This is a genomic window from Bacteroides salyersiae (genome assembly GCF_031172035.1).
Taxonomy (GTDB): domain Bacteria; phylum Bacteroidota; class Bacteroidia; order Bacteroidales; family Bacteroidaceae; genus Bacteroides; species Bacteroides salyersiae.
In genome coordinates, this window is sequence record NZ_CP133452.1 from 1,674,810 (window position 1) to 1,699,575 (window position 24,766).

Sequence of the window (24,766 nt, forward strand, 5' to 3'; positions counted from 1 at the left end):
TTTTCTTATTCTTTTGGTTCTTTCCACTCTAACAGTCCGGTTTCTCCACTGGTAGCCGTGAATAATACCTGATGGCGATTGATAGGGACGACGGTATTAATCAGAGAGTTACCGATTTTGTACTTCCATAGAACTTTGCCTGTTAATGGCTCCAGTGCAAAGATAAGCCCTCCTTTCGTACTGCCGAACATTACTCCGTCTTTTTCGACTTGCATGGAAGGAGCATGCTCATAACCAAAGCCGACATTGGAGCTCCATAACTGGTGTGGCTTGTCTCCTTGGGTAGAGTAGCAGACGATGCTGTCATTCATTGTCTTACTGTATACCCGTTTTTTATCGGCAGACAATCCGATTGTTTCGCGTACGGTAGACTGGTAAGTACGCCATATGGTTTCTCCTGTTGCCAAATCGATGGCAGTCATGGCACGTTGCGGGTCAGTAATGAATACTTTGCCATTAGCGGCTACCGGCCATACTGCTGCAGGAGAGAAATGCATACGGGTTAATCCGCCTGTCCATTTCCACAGTTCTTCTCCGGTATTCTTGTTGAGGGCGTAGAGTGTGTTATCCCATGCTCCAAAAATCACCTTGTCTTCTTCAATCAGAGGGCGGGTTTCTATATAACCTTTTACACCTGTGTATGTCCATTTGATTTTTCCGGTATAGAGATCGATAGCGCGGAATGTATGATCGCTGGCCCCTATATAAACTATTCCGTTATCAATGGTCACAGCACCCAGGACTGGTTCTTGGGCTTCTACTTCCCAGCGTAATTCTCCATTGTTTGCGTTCAACGCGTAAATCTTCTTATCGGCTGAGCCGAATACGACTATGCCGTCGGCTACCGCCGGTGTTCCTACTATACGGTTGCCGGAATGGAAACTCCATTGTTTTTTCCCTTTTTGAAGGCTATAGGAGGTCAGAAAGCCCATATCATCACCTACAAAAACTTGCTTATCGGCTATTGCCGGTGAGCAATAAATACCGATACCGGTTTGTACTAACCATTTTTCTTTTACTTGTGGATACTCTTTGTTTACGGAGTAATCGGGATATTTGTCTGTTGCTCCTTTTTTGTCATAATATGAGTGGACTAATGAGAACGAGCACCACTTTTGAGGCTCCTTACCAATTTTCTGTTCATAGACAAGAAGGGAATCCGAGGTGATTTCATAAATGTTGTACCCACCAATTGCTTCTTTTCCACGCAGATTGGAACGGTTGATGATTCCGGGAATACCATCGTATGAGAAGAATTTGTTGAGATGGTAATGCCCGCCCAGAAAAGCGCGGATGTTATAAGGGCGCACAGCGTCTGTTACGTCGTACCAATTATCCACATCGCCTTTTAGCATCGGATAGTGAGTGACCAGAAATACGGGTTTCTCTTTTCCGGCCTCTTTCAATTCTTTCTTAAGCCAGGTGATGTCTTGCGGAACGACATGACCATCGGCCATACGCATTAATGGTCCGGAATTGAATCCTAAAAAGAGAAAGCCTTTATGTTCGAATTTGAAACGTTCTCCGCCAAAAACATGCCCGAAATCCGTCACTCCGCTTTCGCTCCATTTTGTTTCATGATTTCCGGGAATGATATAATATTTGACTTTTAATTGGCCGAGAGCTGCTTTCACTCTTTGCATGGAAGCACGGTCACCCTCTTCTGTGATGTCACCCGTTACCAGTACGAAGTCGATATCTTGCGTTCTGTTCACTTGGTGAATGGAGTTTTGGAGATCGTCAAAGGCGGTTCCTTTTTGGGTGACATGAATGTCTGTCAGGAGAGCAAAACGAAAGTGCTCCCCGATCTGCGCCCGGATGCCGGTTAATACAGCGAACAAAAATAGAATACCGGTATATATTTTCTTATTCATACGGCGTGATACTTGATTATCTGATTAAAAAATTATTTTTTCTTTTTAATAAGCAGGCAAAGACCTATAAAAGTGAACAATGCATTGAATATCAGTAACTCATAACTGAACTGATATCCGTTAAACCACTTCTCCGAATTTTCTTGCAGGATAAAGCAGAGGATGGGAGAAACAATGGCTACTATGGGGATATATTTATCGCGTACCTGTTTTTTTGTGAAAATGCCAAAAGCAAAAAGTCCTAAAATAGGTCCGTAGGTGTAACTGGCCAAGATGTAGACAGCATCGATTACGCTGGTGTTATTCAATTGATTGAACACGAAGATGACAATGCCCATGATGATGGCCATGCCGATATGTACACGTTTGCGTATCTTTACCAATTCATTTTCTGCTTTGTTTTTTGCTCCTAATATGTCTACTGTAAAAGAAGTTGTCAAGGCGGTCAGAGCCGAACCGGCTGCCGAATAAGCAGATGAAATCAGTCCGATAATAAACAGTACGCCCACTATGGCCGGGAAATAATCACCGGTAGCTATCATCGGGAATAATTCGTCGCTTTTCTCGGGGTTTTCAATTCCGTGTTGTGCGGTAAATGTGTATAATAACACTCCTAACATGAGAAATAACAGGATGACGAAGAATTGGGAAATACCGCTGGTAATCATATTCTTCTGTGAATCCTTAAAATTTTTACAGCTTAAATTGCGTTGCATCATGTCCTGATCCAGTCCGGTCATAGCGATCATTGTGAACACTCCCGCCAGGAATTGCTTGAAGAAGTAGCGCTTATCATTCACATCATCGAAAAAGAACATGCGGGAAAAATCATTCTCGGAGATGGTGGCTATCATACTTCCGAAACCTAACTTAAGATCGGAAGCGATATAATAGATACATAGAACTACGGATACTACCAGACAGAACGTTTTCAGGGAATCGGTCCATATCAGTGATTTTACACCGCCACGGAAAGTGTATAGCCAGACAAGGGCTACGGTAATGATGACATTAAGAATAAACGGCAGGTGGAAAGGCTCGAATACCAACAGTTGTAGTGTAAGGCAAACAAGGAATAACCGCACGGCTGCTCCTAACATTTTTGAGATGAAAAAGAACCATGCACCGGTCTTGTAAGAAGACAGACCGAACCGGTTCTCCAGATACTCATAAATGGATACTAAATTCATCCGGTAGAAAAGCGGTATCAAAACAAAGGCGATAATGATTTGCCCTGCGACGAAACCGAGTACCATCTGCAAATAGGAGAATCCGCTTGCCGCTACCATACCCGGAACGGAAACGAATGTCACTCCGGATATACTGGAGCCGATCATGGCAAAAGCCACTACATACCAGGCCGATTTACGGTTCCCAACGAAAAAACCTTCATTATCGGCCTTTCTGCCTGCGATGTATGAAACCGTAAACAGGATAATGAAATACGCCACGATTGTGATTAAAATAGAAACTGGAGTCATGCGGTCATTTATAATTTAATAATTTGTAATTCATCAACAGGAAAGAACCGGTCATTCTTCATATATAAGGTAAGGCTTGCGTTGTATCTTGAATTTCTCTACATCTTCTTTCCACATCGCTTTGATCTCATCCGCATTTTTACCTTGTTTTATCATTTTTCGTACATAATCTCTACCTGTCAACAGCTCGAAAAACGGCCGGAAAAAGTAATCGTCCATATTCAGATTCCGGTAGGCATCGATAAGATAACTCAAATCTACTCCTTTTTTCCATATTTCTTCATTGCTCAGTTCACTTAAATTCACACCGTGGCAAATTCTGTTGAGTTGGGGAGGATTTTTTGCACCCGGTATACTTTGTGGTGTGAAGGTGTAATCATATCCTAACATATTAGGGTGTCCGTATATTTGAAAAGGAAGCTGTGTCCCCCTACCCAGACTGACGGGAGTTGCCTCGAAGTAGCAGGTAGAAGGATAAAGGTACACAGCTTTCATATTCGGCAGGTTAGGGGAAGGAGGGATCGGCAATTCATACATTGTCTGGTGTGTATAGTTCTTGCATTTTATGACTGTTATATCACAAATGCGTGAAGCCGGTAACCACCGTTCGCCATTAACCATTAATGCCAGTTCTCCTAATGTCATGCCGTGTACTATCGGAATGGGAAGCCATCCGACGCTTGATTTGTATTTCATGTCTAAGATGGGGCCGTCTACATAGTGACCGTTCGGATTAGGACGATCCAGTATCAACATTTTGCGGTTATACTCTGCACATGCATCCATCAAGCGGACCATGGATGCATAGTAGGTATAAAATCTTAATCCTACATCTTGTATGTCGACTATCAGCAGGTCGAATTTCCGCATCGATTCTTCACTGGGCCTACCTAATTTACCATCGTATAACGAGAGAATGGGCACGCCGGTTTTCGAATCCACCGAGCTTGAAACGTGTTCTCCGGCATCTGCGTTACCACGAAACCCGTGTTCGGGAGAGAATATGGCTACTACATTTATCTTATTCTCCAACAACACGTCCAGTAAGTGCTTATTTCCGATCATACCGGTATGATTGGAAAAAATAGCTATTCGCTTATTTTTCAATAAGGGGAGATAAACGTTTGTTTGCTCTGCACCTACAATCACCCGGTTCTGATTTGCCTGACAATAGAAAGTGATGCATGTTAAAATGACTATAAGTAGAATTTTTTTCATAATGTATTATATAAGGGGAAGTTCTTTATCTGCAAAGATAATATATGATTTAATATTAGAAACATATATTTTTTTATTTTTAGAATTATAATCAATAATTTGCAAACTTGTATTTACACGTTTAAAGGTGTGTGGTAAACAGGTGTAAATATATATCCGGCTGAATACATGGGACTTGAATGTCCTATTTTACTTCTATATTCATTTGATTAATAGGTGATTATAAGAGTATGTACTTTTGTGTGCCAAGAGTATATACTTTTATGATGTAAGAGTATACACTTTTGTATATGTAAAGTATATACTTATACTTCACCTGATGGCAATAGGAAAATAGCTGTGTACTCCATTGTTCGATACTTTGTTTTGTGAGCTGACAAGGGACCGGTAATATTTTCTTTATGGTCTCTTGTCAGCTTATTATTAATTTGCAATGACTCGTTTATCGGTTTCGCATGCTTTTATTTACGAATGATTCGGTAAGTCATGCCGTTTATTTTGATGATATAAACTCCGCCGGACTGTTCGTAAAGGTTGATTGTTTCTTTATTTGTATTCAAATTGTTCATATTCAGAATGGTTCGCCCGTTTATGTCGAATACCTGGATAGAATGAATGGTTTCTTCTGATTCGATGTTTACCGGTCCGTCTGTCGGATTAGGATAGATGGAAGTGGCCATCGTCGATTCTTCTATTCCGGTTATTTTGATAGAAACGGTTGCTTTTTCTGTTTCGTAAGTTCCATATACGGCAGTTACACTGTATGAGTATTCACCATCTTCCGAGATTTCGTCTGTGTAAGTGGTTCCGGTTACTGTGGTTATTAATTCTGAACCACGGTATATATTGTATTCCGGAGTTCCTACAGAACCTTCGGGCTCTTCCCATGATAAGGATATACCTTCGGGTGCGGCGGTAGCTTCGAGATTTACAACGGTACCTATCTCTTTAGAGATAGTTTGAGAAGATGGTGCGGGTGTGACAGAAGTGTTGTCTGCTTTAGGTAAGGCCCACATTCCCAAGCGTTCTCCGGAATTGGAGATTAGATATACATTGCCTCCCCAGTCGAATGCCAGGCTATTGGAGTTAGCTCCGATTCCTGGTTTTATGGAGTGGAGGCGTTTGATGGAAGGTATTCCTTCTTCGTTATAACTGATACCCAGTATTTTTATTTCGTTGTTGCATCCCATGGCGATGCGGGTTCCGTCAAGGCTGATAGCCATACCGCCATTCCGGGAATTCTCGATGATCGTAGGATCTGTTTTACCAGATACAAAATCTACTTGGGTGCCGTTATAGTGGATCAGAGAAGGAACGGCTGCTTCATCGGCTGCCCGGTATTGAGAGATCCACCAACCACCGCGTCCGTCGGGGAGAATCGTTGAATTCATATTAGCTTGATATCCGCCGGTAGCCGCATTGTTGAATGCGATGCTGGGTGCTTCTGTCCAGTGGGTAGTTGTTCCAATGTTGTATTGTAGTATATTTCCTGCTTTACCATCCACCTTATAATCTTCATCAAAAGTATATAATATTGTGTTTTCGCCGCTTCCCGTCACGTAGCAAGAGGAGGAAGAGCCGTGTACGGGTTCGTTGTTTGTATTGCTGGCAAGTCCGTTCGTATCTCTGGTAAGCCCTTCGAACAGGCTGATGAATTTTTCATTCGGCTTAGACGGATCCATAACATAGATACCGGAATTACCGTCACTGAAATCGCACATAAATACCCTGCCATCCGGTGCTATGGCCAGACGGAACGGGCTATTGCTGCTACTCCAGGTTATTCCGCCGTCATAAGCTTTGTTGGATTGATTTGTGATGTCTCCGAACAACGGATCCATTATGTAGATACCTTGGTCGGTGGTTCGCCCGGCTGAAGTGCCTCCTTTACTACTTGCCACGTATATACGGCCGAAGTAAGGGCTTTCCGGATTGTTGTCTATGGCAACTCCATATGCATTATAGAATTTAAGAGTTTCTTCATCTCCAGTCATTTTTACCGGACGGGCAACACTTTCGGCGGTCGCTTTAATCTGCCAATGCATATCTTTGCCGGCAGGAATTTCCGCTTTTGTCATTGAAACCGTATGGTTACCTTTGGATAGAGTACCTGCGCTATATGATTTTAATATCTTTTCGCCACTGACAAATTCAATAAATACTTCATTCGCATTTTCGTTAAGGATGAAACTGAATTTATATTCTTGTCCGGTGCTTTCCAATTGAAGTCCGGAAGCATAGATGTTGGCCGTAGCGGTGGTGGTGATAGTTTGATAACGGGCTATGCCTGCGTTTTGTGCATAAAGATAAAGATCGATATCGTATCCGTTAACAATTCCTGCTGCCATCATGTAGGGTACGGCATTTTCACTTAAACCGTCATCTGGCATCTTTTCTGATATTTTAACAGCCTTGTCCAGCCCATCGGTTATGTCAAATAGAATCGCACTTACGTGGCTGTGGTCGGCACTACAATCGGGTGATATCATGAAAGAATGCCGTGCATATTGGAAGAAATTAGCACCTTTGGCTTGAGGGGAAAGGATTCCTTCGTTTATTGCGCCGTGTTCGGTTAAGGGACTACGGTCGGCAGCCGTCCAGTCAAATCCGAATTCTGTTGGCATTAATTTTTCACTATCTATGATGAGACGGTCTGTTCCGAGAGGCGAGATCGTGAAAGTGAACGTTTCTCCCCAAAGAGCTTCTGTGTATTTGGTGGTATCCATCATGTATTTATAACCAATTATGTTCGGCAGTTCCTCGTCTATCTGATAGCCTACTATACGGATTTGTTTTGAGGTGCCTGTGGTGATGGCCGGCGTGTATATGTTACATTTCCAACGTGGACCGCTGATGGCAAAGGTTTCTCCAATGGTAGAGGCTGAGAAGTTTCCTTGCTGAGTGGTTTCGAAGAAGAGTATAGGATCTGACTCGTCGTCATTCCATGTGTAAACTTTAAACTTCTCTCCGTCTGCCGGTAGAGTAACGATGTTTTTATTACAAGCCATCAGGTATCCGTCGGCAGAAAATGCGATATCGCTTATTGGTAGAATCCCTCCTTCGATGCCGGTAAGTTTTAGCTCGGAAATCAAATCACCGGTATTTGGATCGGCTATATAGATTTTGGGTTCAGTGGTAAGGATATATAGCTTCTTGTTGTGTAACAGGCTTTTTCGGATATTTTTGTCTTGAAGCCATTCGAAGGTATTTTTTGAAATTTCCTGAGTTTTGTAGAAAGGCATGGCTACGGTTCCTGCTTCTTGATCCGGCTCCGGATAATCTGCTGGCACTTCTTTTTCGGTGACTACGTTTTTGTTTTCAATTTGCGTTATTAAAGATGTAGTCTCTCCGGCTTTTACTTCAGTTTCTATATCTGCTGCTGCATAGTTTTCTGCTGTTATTTTTAGTTTGTATTTTCCTGGCTCTAAGTCAAAGAAACTATAAAACCCGTTGTAACACTCGTCGGTTACGTAAGAGTCGATGAGTGTACCGTTGTTGTCGAATAGTTCTACTTTAGCTTTATTCACGGGAAGCCATTGGTCATTTGTGCCTGTTTTATAAAGATATAGTGGATTATTGATACGTTCGTTTGAACTCTTTACGAGACCGGCAAGTATTCCTTTTGATGCTTGATCTGCTTCAAAATAGTCACAGAAATAACGGAAAAAACGTGCAGATTCTAATTTGCGATAATCTTCATTGAGCAGTCGGTGCGTTTCCGGCAGGTAGTCGTGAAATTCTCCTTCTGAAAGAAAGCCCGGTACGGTATTGTTTCTTAATACGCCTAAATGGTAGCCATAGAACGAGTAGTCGCCACGTACATTCATATTAGTTGCACTATAATATGTCCAGTTGGTGAGCGGGTTGTCATACATCCTGGACCAACACGCCTGTGCCATTGGTTTGCTTAATGCCGGATCCGGTTCGTCGTCGGTTCCGCGATACAGTAACAAGAGGTAATTAGTGCCCTGGTTTACGCCTACAGCATTGCTGTGAATGGATAAAAATGCATCCATGCTGTTTGCTGAGGCTTCTTCTGCAATCTCGGTCAGATTCCGGTCGTCTTCATCTCTGTTTTCTGTACGTGACATCATGACGGTTGCTCCGTGAGCCTCCAGCATATCTCTGAGAGCTAATCCTTTTGTCAGGCTGCAAGAAGATTCCCAAAAACCGTTTATATCATTGGCGGCATAAGGGATGGTTACTACGTTTCGGTCGTTGGCTGCATCGAAACCTCCGTGTCCCGGATTGATATAGATTCTCACCCCTGTAAGATCTTTCGCAGTTACATCTGTACATATTATTATGTATAAGCAGGCTATTATAATTGACTTTAGTGTTTTCATATCTTATTTGGCTTTTTGTTTGATATTGATTTTCATGAGGTAAATATCTCCGTTGTCACTATTGAAAGCGATAGATGAGTTATCGGTTGAGACAGCCGGAAACATGGCTATCGTGGAAGGATCGCTGAGGGTTTGATGTTTTTGTCCGTCTATCGAAACGGCTTCAATGGATGAAGAGAGGATTCGTTCTCCGTTATCTTTATCATTCATCCCTATAATCCATTCATTCCCGAGCCAGACAGGGGCGTTTAAATTAGCTATTCGAATCGGGCTGCTGCCGTCGATATTGGAGATGAATGTACCTTTGCCGGCAACTTTATATAATAACTTTGTTCCATCGGGCGAGATGGAAGGCCATAGATAGCTACAGTCTTTTCCGTTGGGAGAGATCTCTTTACGTTCACCGTTCCGATATAAGACCAATTGCCGATTTTCGATATTGACAATATCCGGTACTGTTTTTATTTTTTCTCCATATATTCTTTTGGTTGATAACTTATTGTTTTTTACATATACAAGGTTCCCATTTATGGTCTTATGTAATTGAAGGTCTCGGGTAGGAGAGATAAGTTGGTTTTCCTTTTTGTTAGTTAAGTCTATCTTCTTCAGGGCGGTCTCCCTCATGTTTCGCTTGTTGAATGACTGCTCTCGATAGATAATGTTATTCCCGTCCGCACTTATTTGTACGTTGTATCCTGCATTGGGAGCTTCGGTGATAATGGATACTTGCTCATTTTTCAAATCAAATTTTTTAAGCCCTGAATAATTATCAGAGGTTAGAAGTAGGTATTCTCCATTAGGGCTGAATTTGGGATGATAGCTTTTACCGATGCTTGATTTCGGTAATTGTTTCACGGATACTACACTGATTTCTTGTGCATGAACTTGTTGGACTAAGTAAAGTAGCAACAATAGAAAAAACTTTCTCATGATCTAAAAGAATTAAAAGGTTAATAAATGGTATTTTATATATTAAGCTTAATGCTTTTTGACGAAATAGGTGTTGAGGAATAGATACATCCGTTTATTTCAAAGGATGTTTAGGCTACTTTTACTCATCTTGCTTCTCAAATATTCATTAATTTATTATTAGAAACAAATTTTTAGGAATTTAATTAACGTGTTTTATACTATTAGTGAATGTTTTTAGCATATTATGATTCTTTTTTACTTATTTTGTATCGGAAAATGATTTTTTGAAACTTTGTAAAAAACGTTGTTTTTGCTCTTTTTCTGATTCTCGTTTTCGTTTCAATAAGTTTACATGTAGTATGAAGGTATTGTTTTCATCTCTCTGTTTATTGTGTATTATTATAAATAATAAGTGCTTTCCTCGTAGACAAACCGCCCGTTCATCGTAGAGGAATGGATGGTTTGTCTACGAGGAACGGGCGGTTTGTCTACGAGGAAAATAGTGATGATATCTGCGTGCTGATTATCAATTTGTTACATCTCCTATTTTCTGTATGCTATAATTACCTAATGCTGCGTGCATACCTTTTTGTTTGTAGTGATTTGTTTGTTTTTAAATATTTACATTTATTTATTGTCCTTCTGTGTTTCTATTAAGAAATCCGTTTAAATATTATGTAAATAAAAAAATAAATTAGTCTGTATTGTTGTAATGGTGATATATTTTGATTGCTTAATCGAAAATTATTTTCTGTTTTTTATATTTTACCAAAAATTTCCTCTGTAATTGATATTATAGTTTTTGATAAATTTTTCTTTGTTGAAATGGTGGGATTAATAACTGTTTTCTGCTATCATTATTTGTTTATGAACTTAATGTGTTATATGTGAATGTAGTATGTGATTTGCAGAAAATGATTAAAGACTTTTGAAGGGTGTATAGCATGATTATTCTGCTTATATCTTTAAATTATCTATGTCAATTACTTTAATTTAGCTTTTGTTAAATAGAGTGATTTCTTTTTTATATTTTTTGCTGTTTTTATAAAATAATCTTTTGTTTGTGTTGCAATTCTTTGTGGTATCAAAAAGAAATGATATTGACTGTTTACCAAGTTCTATCAGAACTTTGCTTTTTATCTATTAGCCAGGAATTGGTCAACATAGTTGGCTATTAATTGGAGGTAAGTTTTCATCAAACAAAGGCTTAAAAGAACTCTTTTGAAATAACTTCAAAGCAAAGATAAGAATTGTTTTAATATCAGGAACATAAATTTGATTTTATTTAGATTTATATCTATTAATTCACACGATCATTGATCTCCTTGTTACATTTTGATGAATAGTAGTTTTAGGTTAACATATTTATAAAGTTATAAATTAAATTTTTATCCATTTATCTCTTTATGGTTCTTCAATATTCATAGAATGAAATTCTATTAATCCGTCCATTGGCGTTTCTTCTATAATATCTAATTCTACTCCAAAGTCTCTGGCTACTTCTCTTAGAATTTCGGAATAGCTGTAGGCAACTGAACCGATAAAACGAATAGGATAATTTTTATAGTCATATTGACATACGCTACGGATGAAAAAGTTCTTTAGGTTATTCACTAATAACTCATAGACATATTCATTATCTAAATAGTCTGCAAGAAAATAGGAAATAGTAGCTAAAAAACGATTGGGAAATGGTAAATTATAAACTGATTCCATGGCATCATTAGCTGTAATACGGAATTTTTCATAAAAGTCGGTCGTAATATCTTTAGGGGCTAACCCTTTCAATACATCAGAAAGAAATAGTTTGCCTAAAACAGCTCCGCTTCCTTCATCACCTAAAATATAACCAGCAGCCTTTACATTTTTAACAATGATTTTGCCGTCATAAAAACAAGAGTTAGAACCTGTTCCCAAAATGCAAGCAATTCCGGCATCACATTTAAACAATCCGCGTGCTGCCGCCAATAAATCGCTTTCAACTTGGATAGGGGTTTTAAATTGCGCTACCAATGAAGCACCCAAAACATTCTTTTTTTCATAAGAGGTACATCCTGCACCATAATAATAAACTTGTTCCAACTTTCTTTTGAAGAAAGATTCAGGAAGGCCGAGTCTAACGCTCCTGCTTATTTCTCTTCTGGTCTGAAAAAAAGGATTCAAACCCTCTGTGAAAACCCTCTGTACGAGACGATTATCTTCAACCAGAGCCCACTCCGTTCTTGTAGAACCACTTTCCGCGATAAGTTTCATTTCCTGTTCTTTTTTTTTGATTTGGATACAAATATATAATTTTTTTTGCAACACCCCTTGTTCTTCCGAAAGAAAATGTCTGTAAAGTCTCTTAAGGCCTTTTAGCTATTCTTGAAAGAAGCTATATATCATTTGGATTTCCTCCATAAGAATGAGGTGTATCCATGAAAAAATGTGTCTACTGTTATTTCAGATAATCTCTTTCCTAAAGTTTTTTATACTATACCGTCAGAGTAGCCAACCAGAATCGCACCTATCATTACTTATGTATTCTTTGTTTTATATCACAATACATTATTATAAATAATATATAAATAAGATACTTATAATGAGGATGTTATTGCGTGTTATGAAAATATTTGCAAAGACGGGGTTGATCGATTGGATATAACCTCACGTTCTGGTGTAAACATTAAATATACATATATTATTCTGATAAAGATTGAAAAATAGCGCTGTGCAATTTTATAATATTCAATCGGTATTCTTGACATATAAAACAAGTTGAGAACTGTTGATCAGGTATATTTTTACAACAATAGTATTCAATTGATTCAAAAATAAAAGAAGTCTTTAGTTCTGATAGAACTTGGAAAATGGAGGTAATAGTGAAATGAGGAGTTTATGAAAAAAGGTCTCTGTCTGATAATAAATAACCTTAGAGATAATACTTAATTGGCGTTCTCTATTATAATCCTTGTTTAGAGGAATCGGTAAATTAAGAACTTATTAAATCGTAGTCTTTTATGGTAGATAAAGACAGATATAAAGAAGTAGTAAAAATATCTCTTTCTGAAAATGATGAAAGGGATATCTCTCTCATCGACCTGGGCGGGGGAAATTATTTCCGATGCTTATTTTATCTGGTTACATTGAATAGACATAGATGAAATTATTAATTAATTATATTATGAAAAAACAGTTATTAGTTCTACTCTTTCTCTTTTCGGCTGTGGTTACATATTCACAGCACACGATTACAGGGGTAGTGACTTCTTCAGAGGACGGGATGCCTGTAATTGGGGCTTCTGTAGTGGTGAAAGGAGATGCTAACCTGGGTACAATTACCGATATTGATGGAAAATATTCTATTAAAGCGCCTGACAATTCAACTTTAGTATTTTCATATGTAGGTATGGAGACACATGAGGTAAAAATTGGCAAACAGTCTGTGGTAAATGTTGTGATGAAACCGTCTTCAATAATGGTGGATGAGGTTGTTGTTACGGCGATGGGGGTTAAGGCTGAAAAGAAAAAACTTAATTATGCTGTGCAAAGTTTGGATTCTGAGGAAATAATGGGAGGAGCTAATACTAATTTTGTAAATACTTTGCAGGGTAAGATTTCCGGTTTGAGCGTTAGCACTTCAGGAGGTTCTCCAAATGCTTCTTCGCAGATAACGATTCGTGGTATTTCATCAATTAATGCCGGACAGTCTAATGAACCATTATTGATTATTGATGGTGTAGCTGTTTCTGGAGCAGGAGTTGCATCACAGATCAATCCGGCCGATATTGAGAACATGACAGTGCTGAAAGGTTCTGCTGCATCGGCTTTGTATGGGCAGGAAGCAGCCAATGGCGTTATTATGATTACCACCAAAAGTGGGAAAGAAGGAAAAATTACTGTCAATGCTAATGCCAGCGTGCAATTTGAGGATGTTTTCCGATTACCTAAATTACAGACAACCTATGTGCCTGGTGGACGTGGCATAATGTCGGCCGGTACACCGACTGGCGGCTGGGGGCCGATGATACAACCGGGTGAAAAAATATATGATAATGTGTCGAATTTCTTTCAGACAGGACTTACTCATAAATATGATGTAAGTGTTTCCGGAGGAACTGATAAGTTTTCAGCTTATGCCTCTGCCAGTTATTCAATGGCAGAAGGGGTAGTACCGAATGATTATCAGGACAGGATGAATTTTTTATTGAAAGGTACATATGAAATATCTAAAAATCTAAAGGTTAATATGTCGGCTAATATCATGAAAACTAAATCGAGAGGAGCAGGAGATGTATTGTCTACTGTATATAATTGGCCGATTAATGATGATATTCGTATTTATCAAAATCCAAATGGAACTCCGAGATGGCTGTATCCGATGGAAGGTTTGACTGATACGGAAAAGCAGGCGGTGGCATTAAGCCCGTTATGGAGCCGGTATAGAGATAATGGAGAAAGTAATGCTACGCGTAATATATTGATGGGAAGTGTGAACTGGACTCCGATAAAAGGATTGGAATTGAGTGGTAGGGTAAGTTTTGATGAAAACCATTCAAGCTCTGAATCTCAAACAGCGGCCCGTTTCAAAAAAACAGATTTTGAAAACTCAGAAAATGTGCCTTTGTCCTATTTTGGAGAGTATGATTATTCTCAAAGCCGTAGCCAATTATTAACTGTACAAGCTTTGGCTACATATAGATGGGATTTATCGAAAGATTTTAATCTTAATTTTCTGGCTGGTTATGAATTGAAAGAAAGGAAATCTGTTGAATTAGCGACGGGGGGAGACGGGTTTATCGTTTCTGGATTTGAAAGTATATCTAATCTTGATCCGTTAGAAATAGGTAAAAATACTACGCTGTATCATTCGTTGAAGCGTAATTTGGGGTATTTTGGAGAAATCCGTTTAGATTATAAAGGGATAGCACATATCAGTGGGACTGCCAGAAATGATTATTCTTCGACATTAAGTGAAAAATCTTATTTTTATCCGTCAGTAACTGCCGGTGTTATTTTCTCTGAACTATTTCATATCTCCAATGAGTTTTTTACTTATGGAAAATTGCGTGGAAACTGGGCTCAAGTCGGTAAGGACACTAATCCTTATGCTTTTGATAAAAGATTTGTTATTAAAGGTTCTTTTCCGGATCAAGGGTTCGGAGTGGATCCGACAAAAAGCCGTGCACAATGGTTAGATCCTGAATTAGCCAGTTCTTGGGAGGTGGGTCTGGACTTACGCTTTTTTAATGATAAGACAAAATTTGATTTAGCTTATTATCAGACAAAGGTAGATAATCAGATTGTGACAGTGCGGGTTTCTCCGACACAAGGAAATATCTTGCAGACACGTAATGAGGGGGCTATTCAAAATAAGGGGGTAGAACTCCAGTGGAACCAGGAAATAATGCGAAACCGTGATTTTCAATGGTATGCGAATCTGAATTTTGGTTTTAATCGTGGTAAAGTTACTAATCTACCGGATGATATTGTGGAAATACAAGGAACTCAATATGGCGATATATTTCCGACTGCTTATTTAAACGGTTCTACAACAGCTATATCCGGAAAAGATTATATGCGTAGTCCTGACGGCCAGGTTGTTTGTACGGCAGACGGGTATCCGATAATTAGCCCGGTAAAAGGCAATCTTATTGGGGATCGCGAACCGGATTTTTTGTTGGGGCTTTCTTCCAATATCAGTTGGAAAAACTTTACTCTTTCTTTCCTTTTGGATAGTCGTAAAGGAGGGGATGTGGTAAATGTAACCTCCCGCTCGTTGTTATCAAGTGGGCAAAGCTCTTTCGCAGAAAAATACCGTAATCGAGAAGTTGTGGTCAATGGGGTTGTCCAACAGTCGGATGGTACTTACATAAAGAATACCAAACCTATCATTTTGGATCAGACAACAATGAATACATATTTCTATGCAGTAAGTTCCAATTTTATTGAAGACGGTTCGTATCTGCGTTTGAGTTATGTGACATTGGGATATGATTTTACTCCTTTATTAAGAAATACGGCAATAAAAGGATTGCGTTTCTCTATAACAGGCAGAAACCTTTTCTTGATGACTAAATATACTGGATGTGATCCTCAGATTAGTGCGGGAAAAAGTGGTGGAACGGGTCGTATGGGTATTGATAATTTTGCTGTGCCTAGTACCCGCAGTTTTAACTTCTCAATAAATGCAACTTTTTAAACTGTATAGGAATTATGAAAAAAATTAGTAATTTGATATATGCATTTTTGTGTACTTCTATCTTATTCACATCTTGTGATGATTACTTGGATGTTAATAGGAGTGACGATACGGTGTCTGGTGTCTCTGCCGATTTAATATTGCCTGTTTTGACTTTTTATGCTGCTCAGACAAACTACGATCATGCAGAATATAATATGTATTTGGCTCAGGCATTTACCACGGGTGGCAGGAGTCAGGTCAATTCAACGGCATATAAAGGTGGATGGGAGTTTCTTTCTATGAATCGTCATCCTCAATGGCGCAGACATTATTATGATATAGGTGTGAATTTTAACGAAATGATTGCTTCTGCCGAAGAAGCAGGGTATACGAATTTTCCTTTGATAGGGCGTACCATTCGTTTAATGTCTACTCAACTGACTACAGATGCCTTTGGTGATATGCCATTGACGGAAGCTTATCAGGCAACTGCTTCAAAGTATGATACGCAGGAATTTATTTATCAGTGGATGTTAACAGAGGTGGACGATTTATTGGCCCAATACAACAATGCTGCTGTTACGGGGAATCCGGCCAATATTGCGATAACTCGACAGATGGACCGTATTTATTCGGGTGATTTGAAGAAATGGAGACAATTTACATATGCATTAAAAGCGCGTATTTTACTTCGTAAATTGCCTAATTGGGATAATAATCAGGCTGCTTGTGAAAAAATTATTGCTGCTGTAGACGCTGCTTTAACGGAAGATTGGGAAGAACCGATTTATAAGTTTGATGGAGGAGTCGGAGAGGCAAATTCTCCATGGGGACCTGCAAAACCCAAGATTGGCGGTTGGGAAAGTCGTTCGAATGATTTGGATAAAACCATTCCTTCGAAGTATTTGATGGACGATATGTTCGGAATTTTTGCTTCGGTAAATCCCAGAACCGGATATGCGAAAGATCCGCGTATGGAGGCTTTGATGAAACCTCGGAAAGGAGCTGACGGAAGAACGGCGTTTCGCTATCTGGAATGCAATATAGGTATGGATGCTTCTGCAAAAGAAAGTCATTATCCGGATTTATACTGTGCTTCTCCATTGAATACCACTGATGAAACAGTAAATCCTTATACCAAAAATGACGGATATATACCTTTATTCTTAACGGAAGAATTGATGTTGATAAAAGCAGAAGCGTTGTATTGGAAGGGTGATAAAACAGGTTCCAGAGAATGGACTGTAAAAGCTGTGGAAAAAAGTTTCGAACGTTTTAATTGTAATCCTAAGTATACAGGAAATTATCTGAAAGATGTAGCTTATTTACCGGAGACGGATTTCAATATCGGACATATTATGCGTCAGAAATATGTATGTATGTATTTACAACCGGAAATCTGGACGGATATGCGTCGCTACAATTATAGCAATGACAAGAATGGCATTACTTACGATGGCATTACTATTTATCCGACTCTTAAACGTCCCTATAATTTGTATGAACCGTATTGGTGTATTGATTATAATCCGGATGGGACTTTGGCTGATGTCTGGATACAGCGTTTGAATTATGATCCGGAAACAGAAGAAAAGTATAATAGAGCAGAACTGGAGCGTTTAGGTGCTTATAAAAATCCGGAGTGGTTGAAGAAACCTATGATTTGGGCTATTAATAACGGGAGTCATAAATAGAAATTGGGATAATAAAATTATACAGAAATGAAGAAGAAAGAAATATTGATATTACTTCCTCTTTTGGCTATGGTTATTTGTAGCTGTGAGAAGAATGATCCGGTAGATGATTGGGCAAGTATAGGTCATGTGACCCCGACTACTTATTGGGAAATCCCTTCAAGTACGGTATCTGCGGGTAGTAATGTAGCCTTTACAGCGCAATTTTACAGCAGTGAAAACATTGATATTGATCATATGGAGGTATGGTATGATGTTAATGAACATATAACCCTTGAAGCAACTTGTCCGAGTGTGACATTCACGTATACCAAAAGTGTGGATGTGACTTCTTTGATTCGTGAATTCCAAAAGATCGCTTCTTATGAGTTTAAAGAAGAGTTCTGGAATTCGGATAAAAGGGCCTATGTGACTACGGCCTCTTTTCCTTCCAGTAACACTTTGAAGCCGATAGAATGGTCGGAAATAACGGAGTTCGATGCCGAAAAATATGCCACGTTGTTTCCGGATACTTTTGCAACTGTATTTCAGCGTGATTTGTATGTTGAATTGGAAAAGCAAGAAAAATATTCTGATTTCAGAAAGTTGATGGTGGATTTAGAAGTCATGACTACCGATGAGTTTAGAAACTGTACAGATTCGGTTTTTGATGAAAATAGTCAGCAGATGGAATATTTTATAAAAGATGATTCCAAAGAGTATGTAAAGGGGAAGTATTTTGCAATACCTTTTGAGGAACTGACTTTTGATAAGAGTAACATGATTTATAAATTGGAGTATCTGAAAGCGTATAAACTGAATGCGGCTTATAAGGTTTTTGATAAGGCTGGTAATATAGGAGTTTCAGAAAAAAAAGAAATAGACCTTATTTAATATTGATTGAGCTATGAGACATCTTAAATATATATTGATATTGGCATTTTCATTTATATGTTATGCTTGTGTAGAGAATGATCCGGATATTGAAACATTTCCGAGTGACGATGTGAATTTTAAGTACGAGGTTATCGGTGATTATAAAATTGATTATTTGGTAGGATCTCAGATTCAGTTTACAAACACGTCGGTTGTAAAAGGCGCCTGTACTTGGGATTTTGGTGATGGCACTCCTGTTTCCAATGAAGAAAATCCAATCCATAAATACGAAGTGGCGGGAAATTATAATGTATCTCTCACCGTTGAAAATGGTGGGAAAAGGGTGAACAAAATTTTTATCAGCGATATATTTCCGACAGTATCGATGGGTGAGATAGACGGAATATGTGAGGTTAATAAAACTTTTGTGGAACTTTCAGTGGACTTACCGAATCCGGATAATAAGACTGTGGAATATGAGTGGGTGTTTCCAGAAGGAACAGTTGATGAAAATATGAATCCTTTGAGCACCTCCAATAAGGAAAATCCGGGTAAAATGAAATTCTTGAATGTAGGTTCACAAAAAGTCGTATTGAAGGTGAGACTGGGTGGACGTGCCCTACAGGAAGGAGTGATTAAGATTCCTGTAGGATATACCGAGGAGGTTAAAACACTTTATTATGCGGTGAAAAAAGGTAATTTACATGCATTGAAGCTGATACGAGATGTTCCGGAGAATATAAAAGTATATCCGTTTGATCTGGGAGTGAAATCCGGGCAACATCCTTTTAATATTTTATTTTCAGATTCGCTGCTTTATGTCCTGGATGCGGGAAAACAAATCGGCTATATAGATGATGTAGATGAAAATTTGGGTGATGGTAAAATCTCTGTAATATCGAGAGATGGCAGTACTGTAGAAACGATGATGACGAATAATCAGGGAACAGCTTTTAATGACCCACATTTCGGGTATATAAATGAAAGCCAGCAAATGTTGTATTATTCTGATAGAAATACAGGTATTCGCCGTTTGGCTTTGACTGAACGAAACCTGCAAATGGATATAACCAATGATAAGTATGCTTATTTTGTACAGAACACTTCATTAGGATACTATGATAAGGGATTTGGTTGGGGAGCTATGAATACTTCGTTCACACGACTAAACGATGGAACCTGGTGGTGGCCTAAAACCTATAACAACTTGGGAATATTCCGTTTTAAAGACTCGGATATAGGAGGTTCTGATATTCCTGCAAGTGGAATAACGGCTGGTGGATTATTTATTAAGTCATTGGCTATCGACGAACAACGCCAAATGGTATTTTTTGCTGTTCGTGAAGGGGCAACCAGTGGCATTTATGCTATACCGATGGCGGATATTCCTAATGAATCGGCGGGGGAAGCTCCACTACAAAATAAAATCAAGGACTATCTCGTACAGGAGCTTGTCTCTGATAGCGAAGGTAGCACCAGTGAGTATGTCGACATTTGTCAGATGGTTTTGGATCCGGAAGACGGCTCTGTTTATTTTGGATTCCGTGCAGATCCTTCTTCCTCTGTAAGATCTGGTTTGATGCGTTGTTTTTATGATTCGGAAACATCTGCCTACAAAGTGGAAACTGTGCTGGAAGGTGTTGAAATATATGGTGTAGCAATCAATAATAAAAAATCAAAATTATTTTAATGAATAAAAGTGTACCGGTTATCATACCAGTATAACCGGTGCATCTTTTAATGACTACTTAAAATGATATATATGAAATATCTATACTCAATATTATTTTTCTGTTGCTTTGTTACGGCGATAAGTGCGCAGGCTCCTAAAAGGGAAATGCGTGCCACTTGGTTGGCTACAGTCTGGTCTTTGGATTGGCCGAAAGATTTTTCTACCACTCCTGCTACTACGATAAGAATAACAAAAACTGGTGATAAAGCCCAGATTGATGCACAGAAAAAACTGATGACTGATATGCTGGATAAGTTAGAGTCTGCCAATATCAATACCGTCTTTTTTCAGATAAGAGGGAGATGCGATGCCATGTATAAGTCGTCTTATGAACCGTGGTCTTCAGATTTGGTGGCAACCCGTGGTATGGATCCGGGATATGACCCGTTGGAGTTTGTCATAGAAGAGGGGCACAAACGTGGTATTGAGGTACATGCCTGGATGAATCCTTATCGCTTTTCTACTGCTTCTACTTATTGGGACGGAGAAGCGGGAGATTATAGAAAGACGAACCCTGACTGGATATTGACATATCCTCCCTATCTGAATTCGGATGGGAAATGGGTATATAATGCAATTATGGATCCTGCTGTACCGGAAGTTCGTCAGCGTATTACAGATATTGTGAAGGAGGTGGTTTCTAATTATGATGTGGACGGGATTGTTTTTGATGATTATTTCTATGCTTATGGCGGGACACCCGAAGATTTGGATTTGGATTCCCAAGAAAAATATAAACCGGAAAACCAATCTTTAGCCGATTGGCGAAGAGAAAATATTGCAAAGATGGTGGCTTCGGTATATCATATGATTCAGGAAACCAAACCTTATGTTACTTTTGGGATCTCTCCGTTCGGCATATGGACTACCGATTCGGAAGCTGCTAAAAAAGAAGGTATTGTGTTACCTCCGGGAATAAGCGGTGGAAATATGTACGATGAAATATATTGTGATCCGGTGGCATGGCTGAAGGAAGGTACGGTAGATTATATATCTCCGCAATTGTATTGGCCTACTACTTATCCGAAACAAGACTATAGAGTACTTTGTCCGTGGTGGTCTGATTTGGCATTTAGCTTTAAAAGACATTTTTATAGCAGTCATAGTGTAAGTGGTATTCAACCTTCTTCTTATACACGGTCTCTTTTAGAGGATGGCGATGATGCGGAAATGCCCACAGGACTTTCAAATATAGAGAGTATGATTTGGAATCAAAACCAAAAGCTTTCTGTGAAAACCCGTGCCTCCATTTCTCCCGAGGAACTGGGATTGCAAATTGATTGTAACCGGAAGAGTTCGAATGACGGGGCGCCGGGAAGTGCTTTTTATTCTACCCAGTATATCATAAACGTACAGGGAGTGATTCCTTATTTACAGAAATATTGGTATGCGGAAAAAGCCTTGGTACCAGCCATTGATTGGAAGGTGGCTCCGGAAGTGACTCCTGTTTCTTCGATTACTTTAAACAGGGGGGTACTTCATTGGGTTTCATCGAATGAAAATGTGCGCTATACGATATATGGCATTCCAACAGATAAAATTTCGGAACCGGATGTATTTAAATCTTCACGTTATTTATTGGGAACTTCGTATACGAATTCCTTTGTAATTCCTGAATCAGTGGATATGAGTTCGGTAACATTTGCCGTAGCGGTTTTTGATAGATACGGAAATGAATATACACCTGTGGTTATGAATAAGGAAGAACAGGAAGATGGAATTCCCGCTACTCTTACTTATCCGGTGGATGGTAAGTCGGTTATGACTCCGTTTGATTTCACATGGGAAGCTGTTGCTGCCGATTGGTATACGCTGGAAATAGCTGAAGATGAAAATTTCACAATCATACATAGTCGTAAAAATATAGATGGAAATGAACTGTCTACGAATCTGATACCAGATTTCGAATCAGGCAAAACTTACTATTGGCGGGTGGTTACTCATAAGGCGGGATATAAGGATGCGGTATCCTCAAGTAAACCTTTTATTCCAGTCATGTTTGCCGTTACTTCTCCGGAAATGGGAAGTGTAGATACAGAGGTGGCTCCTGTGATCGAGTGGAGAACTTTTGATAGCACTCATACGAAGTACATCGTTTTGGTAGCTTCCGAATATACTTTTGATGATAAAGTGATACTTTATTCGGAGGAATTGATTGATAGGGGGACGGCGGCTGTTCCGGAAGGAGTTTTATTACCAATGGCCACCTACTATGTGAAAGTAAAAGCCATATTGAATGAAAAGGAGGTGGAAACCCGCGCTGTGAGCTTCACCACGAAAATGGTTTATCCTGATGTACCTGTAATTGTTTCGCCGGTAGACGAAGGAGATTTGTCGGGGAATACGGTTTTGATAAAGTGGGCCGAGAATATTTATGCTACCGGTTTTCAGGCACATTTGTCTAAAGATCCGGGTTTCCCGATTCGCGGAACTACCTCCAGAAGTTCTGCTGCTTTTAAATATGAAGTAGATTATGGAAATCTGGCTACCGGAACCTATTATGTGAAAGTAAGAGCGAATTATAAAGACGGTCAGACGGATTGGTCGCCGGTAGTTAAATTTAATTGGTTGGGTACTACATCGGTTATTACGGAACAGGCAGTTCAAGAGGTATTGGTTCTGGGAAGCGGTGTCCATCAGTTATTGAAAGTAAATGTTGTAACCGGCGAAAATACTCTTTCTGTTTCTCTCTTTGACGTTGTGGGAAATGAACGAAGAACCTATTGCCTTAATCGGTCTGTTGACGAACAAACAGAAATCGCCTTGAATTTGGGTGATTTTCCCAAAGGTATTTATCTATTGAGAGTTGTTCTGAACGGACAATTATGGACCTTGAAATTATTGAATTAATTCTTGGAACTGGAATATTTTCACTTAATGTTTAATTAAAAAAAATGGTATTATGAAAAAGTTATTACTTGGAGCTGCTTTTATGTTAGGAGCTATTACAGTGAATGCTCAAGATGGCCCGAAAGTGGGTCAGGAAGATCTTAGTTTGTATCCGAATGTTGAGGAATATGGTATTTACCCTTTGTGGGGATGGTATACCGCTATGGGTAATCAAAGTTATGGAACGATTGGTGCAAACTCTCGTGGAATGGCTATTACTGCCGATGGAACAAAAATGTTGATTCCTAACAGAACTGACGTAAAGGTGGATGATAAACTTGTCAGTTCGACAATCGAAATTATTGTGTATAGTGCATTGACCGGTGAGAAGGAGAAAGTAGTAAAGGTGAGTGATGATATCTGGAATCATGGCAATGACGATAAGGGGGATCCGATCCTTCGTGATAATGAGGCCAATGACATTCAGGTGGATGCTGCCGGTAATGTGTTGCTGTGGAGAATGAGTACGAATATTGGCGTGTCTCCGGCCGAATGTTGGGCTGTAAATCTGGAAGACGGTAGTGTGAAGAATATATTGAGTGCTACAGTTGAAGGACTTGAGGGACGTTTTGACTATTTCGGGGTATACGGCGATGTGGTAAATGGCGATGGATACCTTCTCTCTGCAACATCCAATGGTGATGAATTATATGGTAAGACGGTTTTGAGATGGCGTTATGTCGGCGGTGTACTTCAGCCACAGGATGAATCGGATCAGATTTTTATTACGGCCTACTATCCGTCCAGCGCTGTTTCCAATAGTTACGGAACACGTGTTTGTCCGGTTAATGAAGATCTGTTTTATATGGATGCTTTTTCTTCTTTTGCCACTCTTTATAATATGGATGGTACTATTGCCGATAGTTTTGCCAGTATCGCAGACGAGGCAACCAGAAATGCTATCCAGCCGATGAGTGCCGGAAATAATGGTGTAGCGGAGTTCTCATTGGGTGGAGTCAATTATGCTGTTTATAGCATTTCTAACCAATTGGATGCTATTCAGACAGGATTGCGTCTGGTGTCTTTGAATGATGCAATGGAATTTTCATCTATGAAATTGGTTTATAATCTGCCGGCACAGGGTATGGGTAATATTTCAAATCCTGAACGTACGGTTCTTCCTCGCGTGATAGTAGATGAAGCCGCCGGTATTGCACGTATTGTGATTTATTGTAATCGTGGCGGTGCGGTAGCTTATGATTTTGGTCTGGCTTCAGTATTGGATAAGCTTCACCCGGATCGTGTACCGGTCGGTTTGCAAGGCAATAAAGTGCCTACTTTGCGGGTGACTTCAACCAAGGGAGAGATTGTACTGACTGAAAATGCGGATATCGAGGTGTATGATCTGTTAGGACGGAAGATTGTAGAAAAGGCAAATACTACCTTTGTTAAAGTTCTTCCGGGACTTTATATCGTGAAGGCTGAGAATGCCGGAAATGTCTTGAATACTAAGGTTGTTGTTGAATAAATGACCCTTCGTAGCATCTCATCCCCCAATGAGATCCTTTGAAACATTGAGCTGTATCTGTAAAAATATACTGTTGAAGACAGGTATGTAATTACTTGATGCAGCTCTTTTTTTATCTCTTTTTCTTTTAGCTT

12 protein-coding genes are annotated in these 24,766 nt (G+C 39.4%); 6 read left to right on the top strand and 6 right to left on the bottom strand.

The genetic code is table 11. From position 1 onward, the window contains the following. Positions 1–5 precede the first annotated feature (5 nt). From RB604_RS06125 to RB604_RS06150, 6 genes are all read right to left on the bottom strand, one after another. Entirely contained in the window at positions 6–1,874 is a 1,869-nt protein-coding gene (locus tag RB604_RS06125) for an outer membrane protein assembly factor BamB family protein (protein ID WP_055293395.1), read from the bottom strand. 32 nt (positions 1,875–1,906) lie between these two features. Then, positions 1,907–3,355, bottom strand: coding sequence for a sodium:solute symporter (locus RB604_RS06130; RefSeq protein ID WP_005926958.1), 1,449 nt, complete (start codon positions 3,353–3,355; stop codon positions 1,907–1,909). A 51-nt stretch (positions 3,356–3,406) separates the two neighbouring features. Continuing rightward, entirely contained in the window at positions 3,407–4,573 is a 1,167-nt protein-coding gene (locus RB604_RS06135; RefSeq protein WP_021936046.1) for an exo-beta-N-acetylmuramidase NamZ family protein, read from the bottom strand. 461 nt (positions 4,574–5,034) lie between these two features. Further along, positions 5,035–8,919 carry a T9SS type A sorting domain-containing protein gene (locus tag RB604_RS06140; protein ID WP_055293397.1) on the bottom strand — a complete coding sequence of 1,295 codons (3,885 nt, stop codon included), beginning with the start codon at positions 8,917–8,919 and terminating at the stop codon, positions 5,035–5,037. Between the two features lie 3 nt (positions 8,920–8,922). After that, positions 8,923–9,849 (bottom strand): TolB-like translocation protein, encoded by a 927-nt coding sequence (locus RB604_RS06145; protein ID WP_055293400.1) that lies wholly within the window; start codon positions 9,847–9,849, stop codon positions 8,923–8,925. A 1,386-nt stretch (positions 9,850–11,235) separates the two neighbouring features. Continuing rightward, positions 11,236–12,084, bottom strand: a complete 849-nt coding sequence (locus tag RB604_RS06150; protein WP_005926944.1) for a hypothetical protein — start codon at positions 12,082–12,084, stop codon at positions 11,236–11,238. A gap of 910 nt (positions 12,085–12,994) precedes the next feature. Here RB604_RS06150 and RB604_RS06155 point away from each other — a divergent pair. The 6 genes from RB604_RS06155 to RB604_RS06180 all read left to right on the top strand — a co-directional run bounded on the left by RB604_RS06155 (position 12,995) and on the right by RB604_RS06180 (position 24,632). Further along, complete coding sequence (locus tag RB604_RS06155) at positions 12,995–16,012, top strand: SusC/RagA family TonB-linked outer membrane protein (RefSeq protein ID WP_005926938.1); 3,018 nt, start codon at positions 12,995–12,997, stop codon at positions 16,010–16,012. 14 nt (positions 16,013–16,026) lie between these two features. Further along, on the top strand, positions 16,027–17,688 hold the full coding sequence (locus RB604_RS06160; RefSeq protein WP_005926935.1) for a SusD/RagB family nutrient-binding outer membrane lipoprotein: 1,662 nt from the start codon (positions 16,027–16,029) through the stop codon (positions 17,686–17,688). A 27-nt stretch (positions 17,689–17,715) separates the two neighbouring features. After that, positions 17,716–18,561: a hypothetical protein gene (locus tag RB604_RS06165; protein ID WP_055293402.1), complete on the top strand. Its 846-nt coding sequence runs from the start codon at positions 17,716–17,718 to the stop codon at positions 18,559–18,561. Between the two features lie 13 nt (positions 18,562–18,574). Then, on the top strand, positions 18,575–20,233 hold the full coding sequence (locus RB604_RS06170; RefSeq protein ID WP_005926930.1) for a PKD domain-containing protein: 1,659 nt from the start codon (positions 18,575–18,577) through the stop codon (positions 20,231–20,233). A 72-nt stretch (positions 20,234–20,305) separates the two neighbouring features. Further along, entirely contained in the window at positions 20,306–23,125 is a 2,820-nt protein-coding gene (locus tag RB604_RS06175) for a family 10 glycosylhydrolase (protein ID WP_227096841.1), read from the top strand. A gap of 52 nt (positions 23,126–23,177) precedes the next feature. Further along, on the top strand, positions 23,178–24,632 hold the full coding sequence (locus RB604_RS06180; RefSeq protein WP_005926925.1) for a T9SS type A sorting domain-containing protein: 1,455 nt from the start codon (positions 23,178–23,180) through the stop codon (positions 24,630–24,632). Positions 24,633–24,766 lie beyond the last annotated feature (134 nt).

Coding starts and splice junctions, on each gene's coding strand:
- RB604_RS06125 (WP_055293395.1), bottom strand. CDS start 1,874: ATGAATAAGAAAATATATACCGGTATTCTATTTTTGTTCGCTGTATTA.
- RB604_RS06130 (WP_005926958.1), bottom strand. CDS start 3,355: ATGACTCCAGTTTCTATTTTAATCACAATCGTGGCGTATTTCATTATC.
- RB604_RS06135 (WP_021936046.1), bottom strand. CDS start 4,573: ATGAAAAAAATTCTACTTATAGTCATTTTAACATGCATCACTTTCTAT.
- RB604_RS06140 (WP_055293397.1), bottom strand. CDS start 8,919: ATGAAAACACTAAAGTCAATTATAATAGCCTGCTTATACATAATAATA.
- RB604_RS06145 (WP_055293400.1), bottom strand. CDS start 9,849: ATGAGAAAGTTTTTTCTATTGTTGCTACTTTACTTAGTCCAACAAGTT.
- RB604_RS06150 (WP_005926944.1), bottom strand. CDS start 12,084: ATGAAACTTATCGCGGAAAGTGGTTCTACAAGAACGGAGTGGGCTCTG.
- RB604_RS06155 (WP_005926938.1), top strand. CDS start 12,995: ATGAAAAAACAGTTATTAGTTCTACTCTTTCTCTTTTCGGCTGTGGTT.
- RB604_RS06160 (WP_005926935.1), top strand. CDS start 16,027: ATGAAAAAAATTAGTAATTTGATATATGCATTTTTGTGTACTTCTATC.
- RB604_RS06165 (WP_055293402.1), top strand. CDS start 17,716: ATGAAGAAGAAAGAAATATTGATATTACTTCCTCTTTTGGCTATGGTT.
- RB604_RS06170 (WP_005926930.1), top strand. CDS start 18,575: ATGAGACATCTTAAATATATATTGATATTGGCATTTTCATTTATATGT.
- RB604_RS06175 (WP_227096841.1), top strand. CDS start 20,306: ATGAAATATCTATACTCAATATTATTTTTCTGTTGCTTTGTTACGGCG.
- RB604_RS06180 (WP_005926925.1), top strand. CDS start 23,178: ATGAAAAAGTTATTACTTGGAGCTGCTTTTATGTTAGGAGCTATTACA.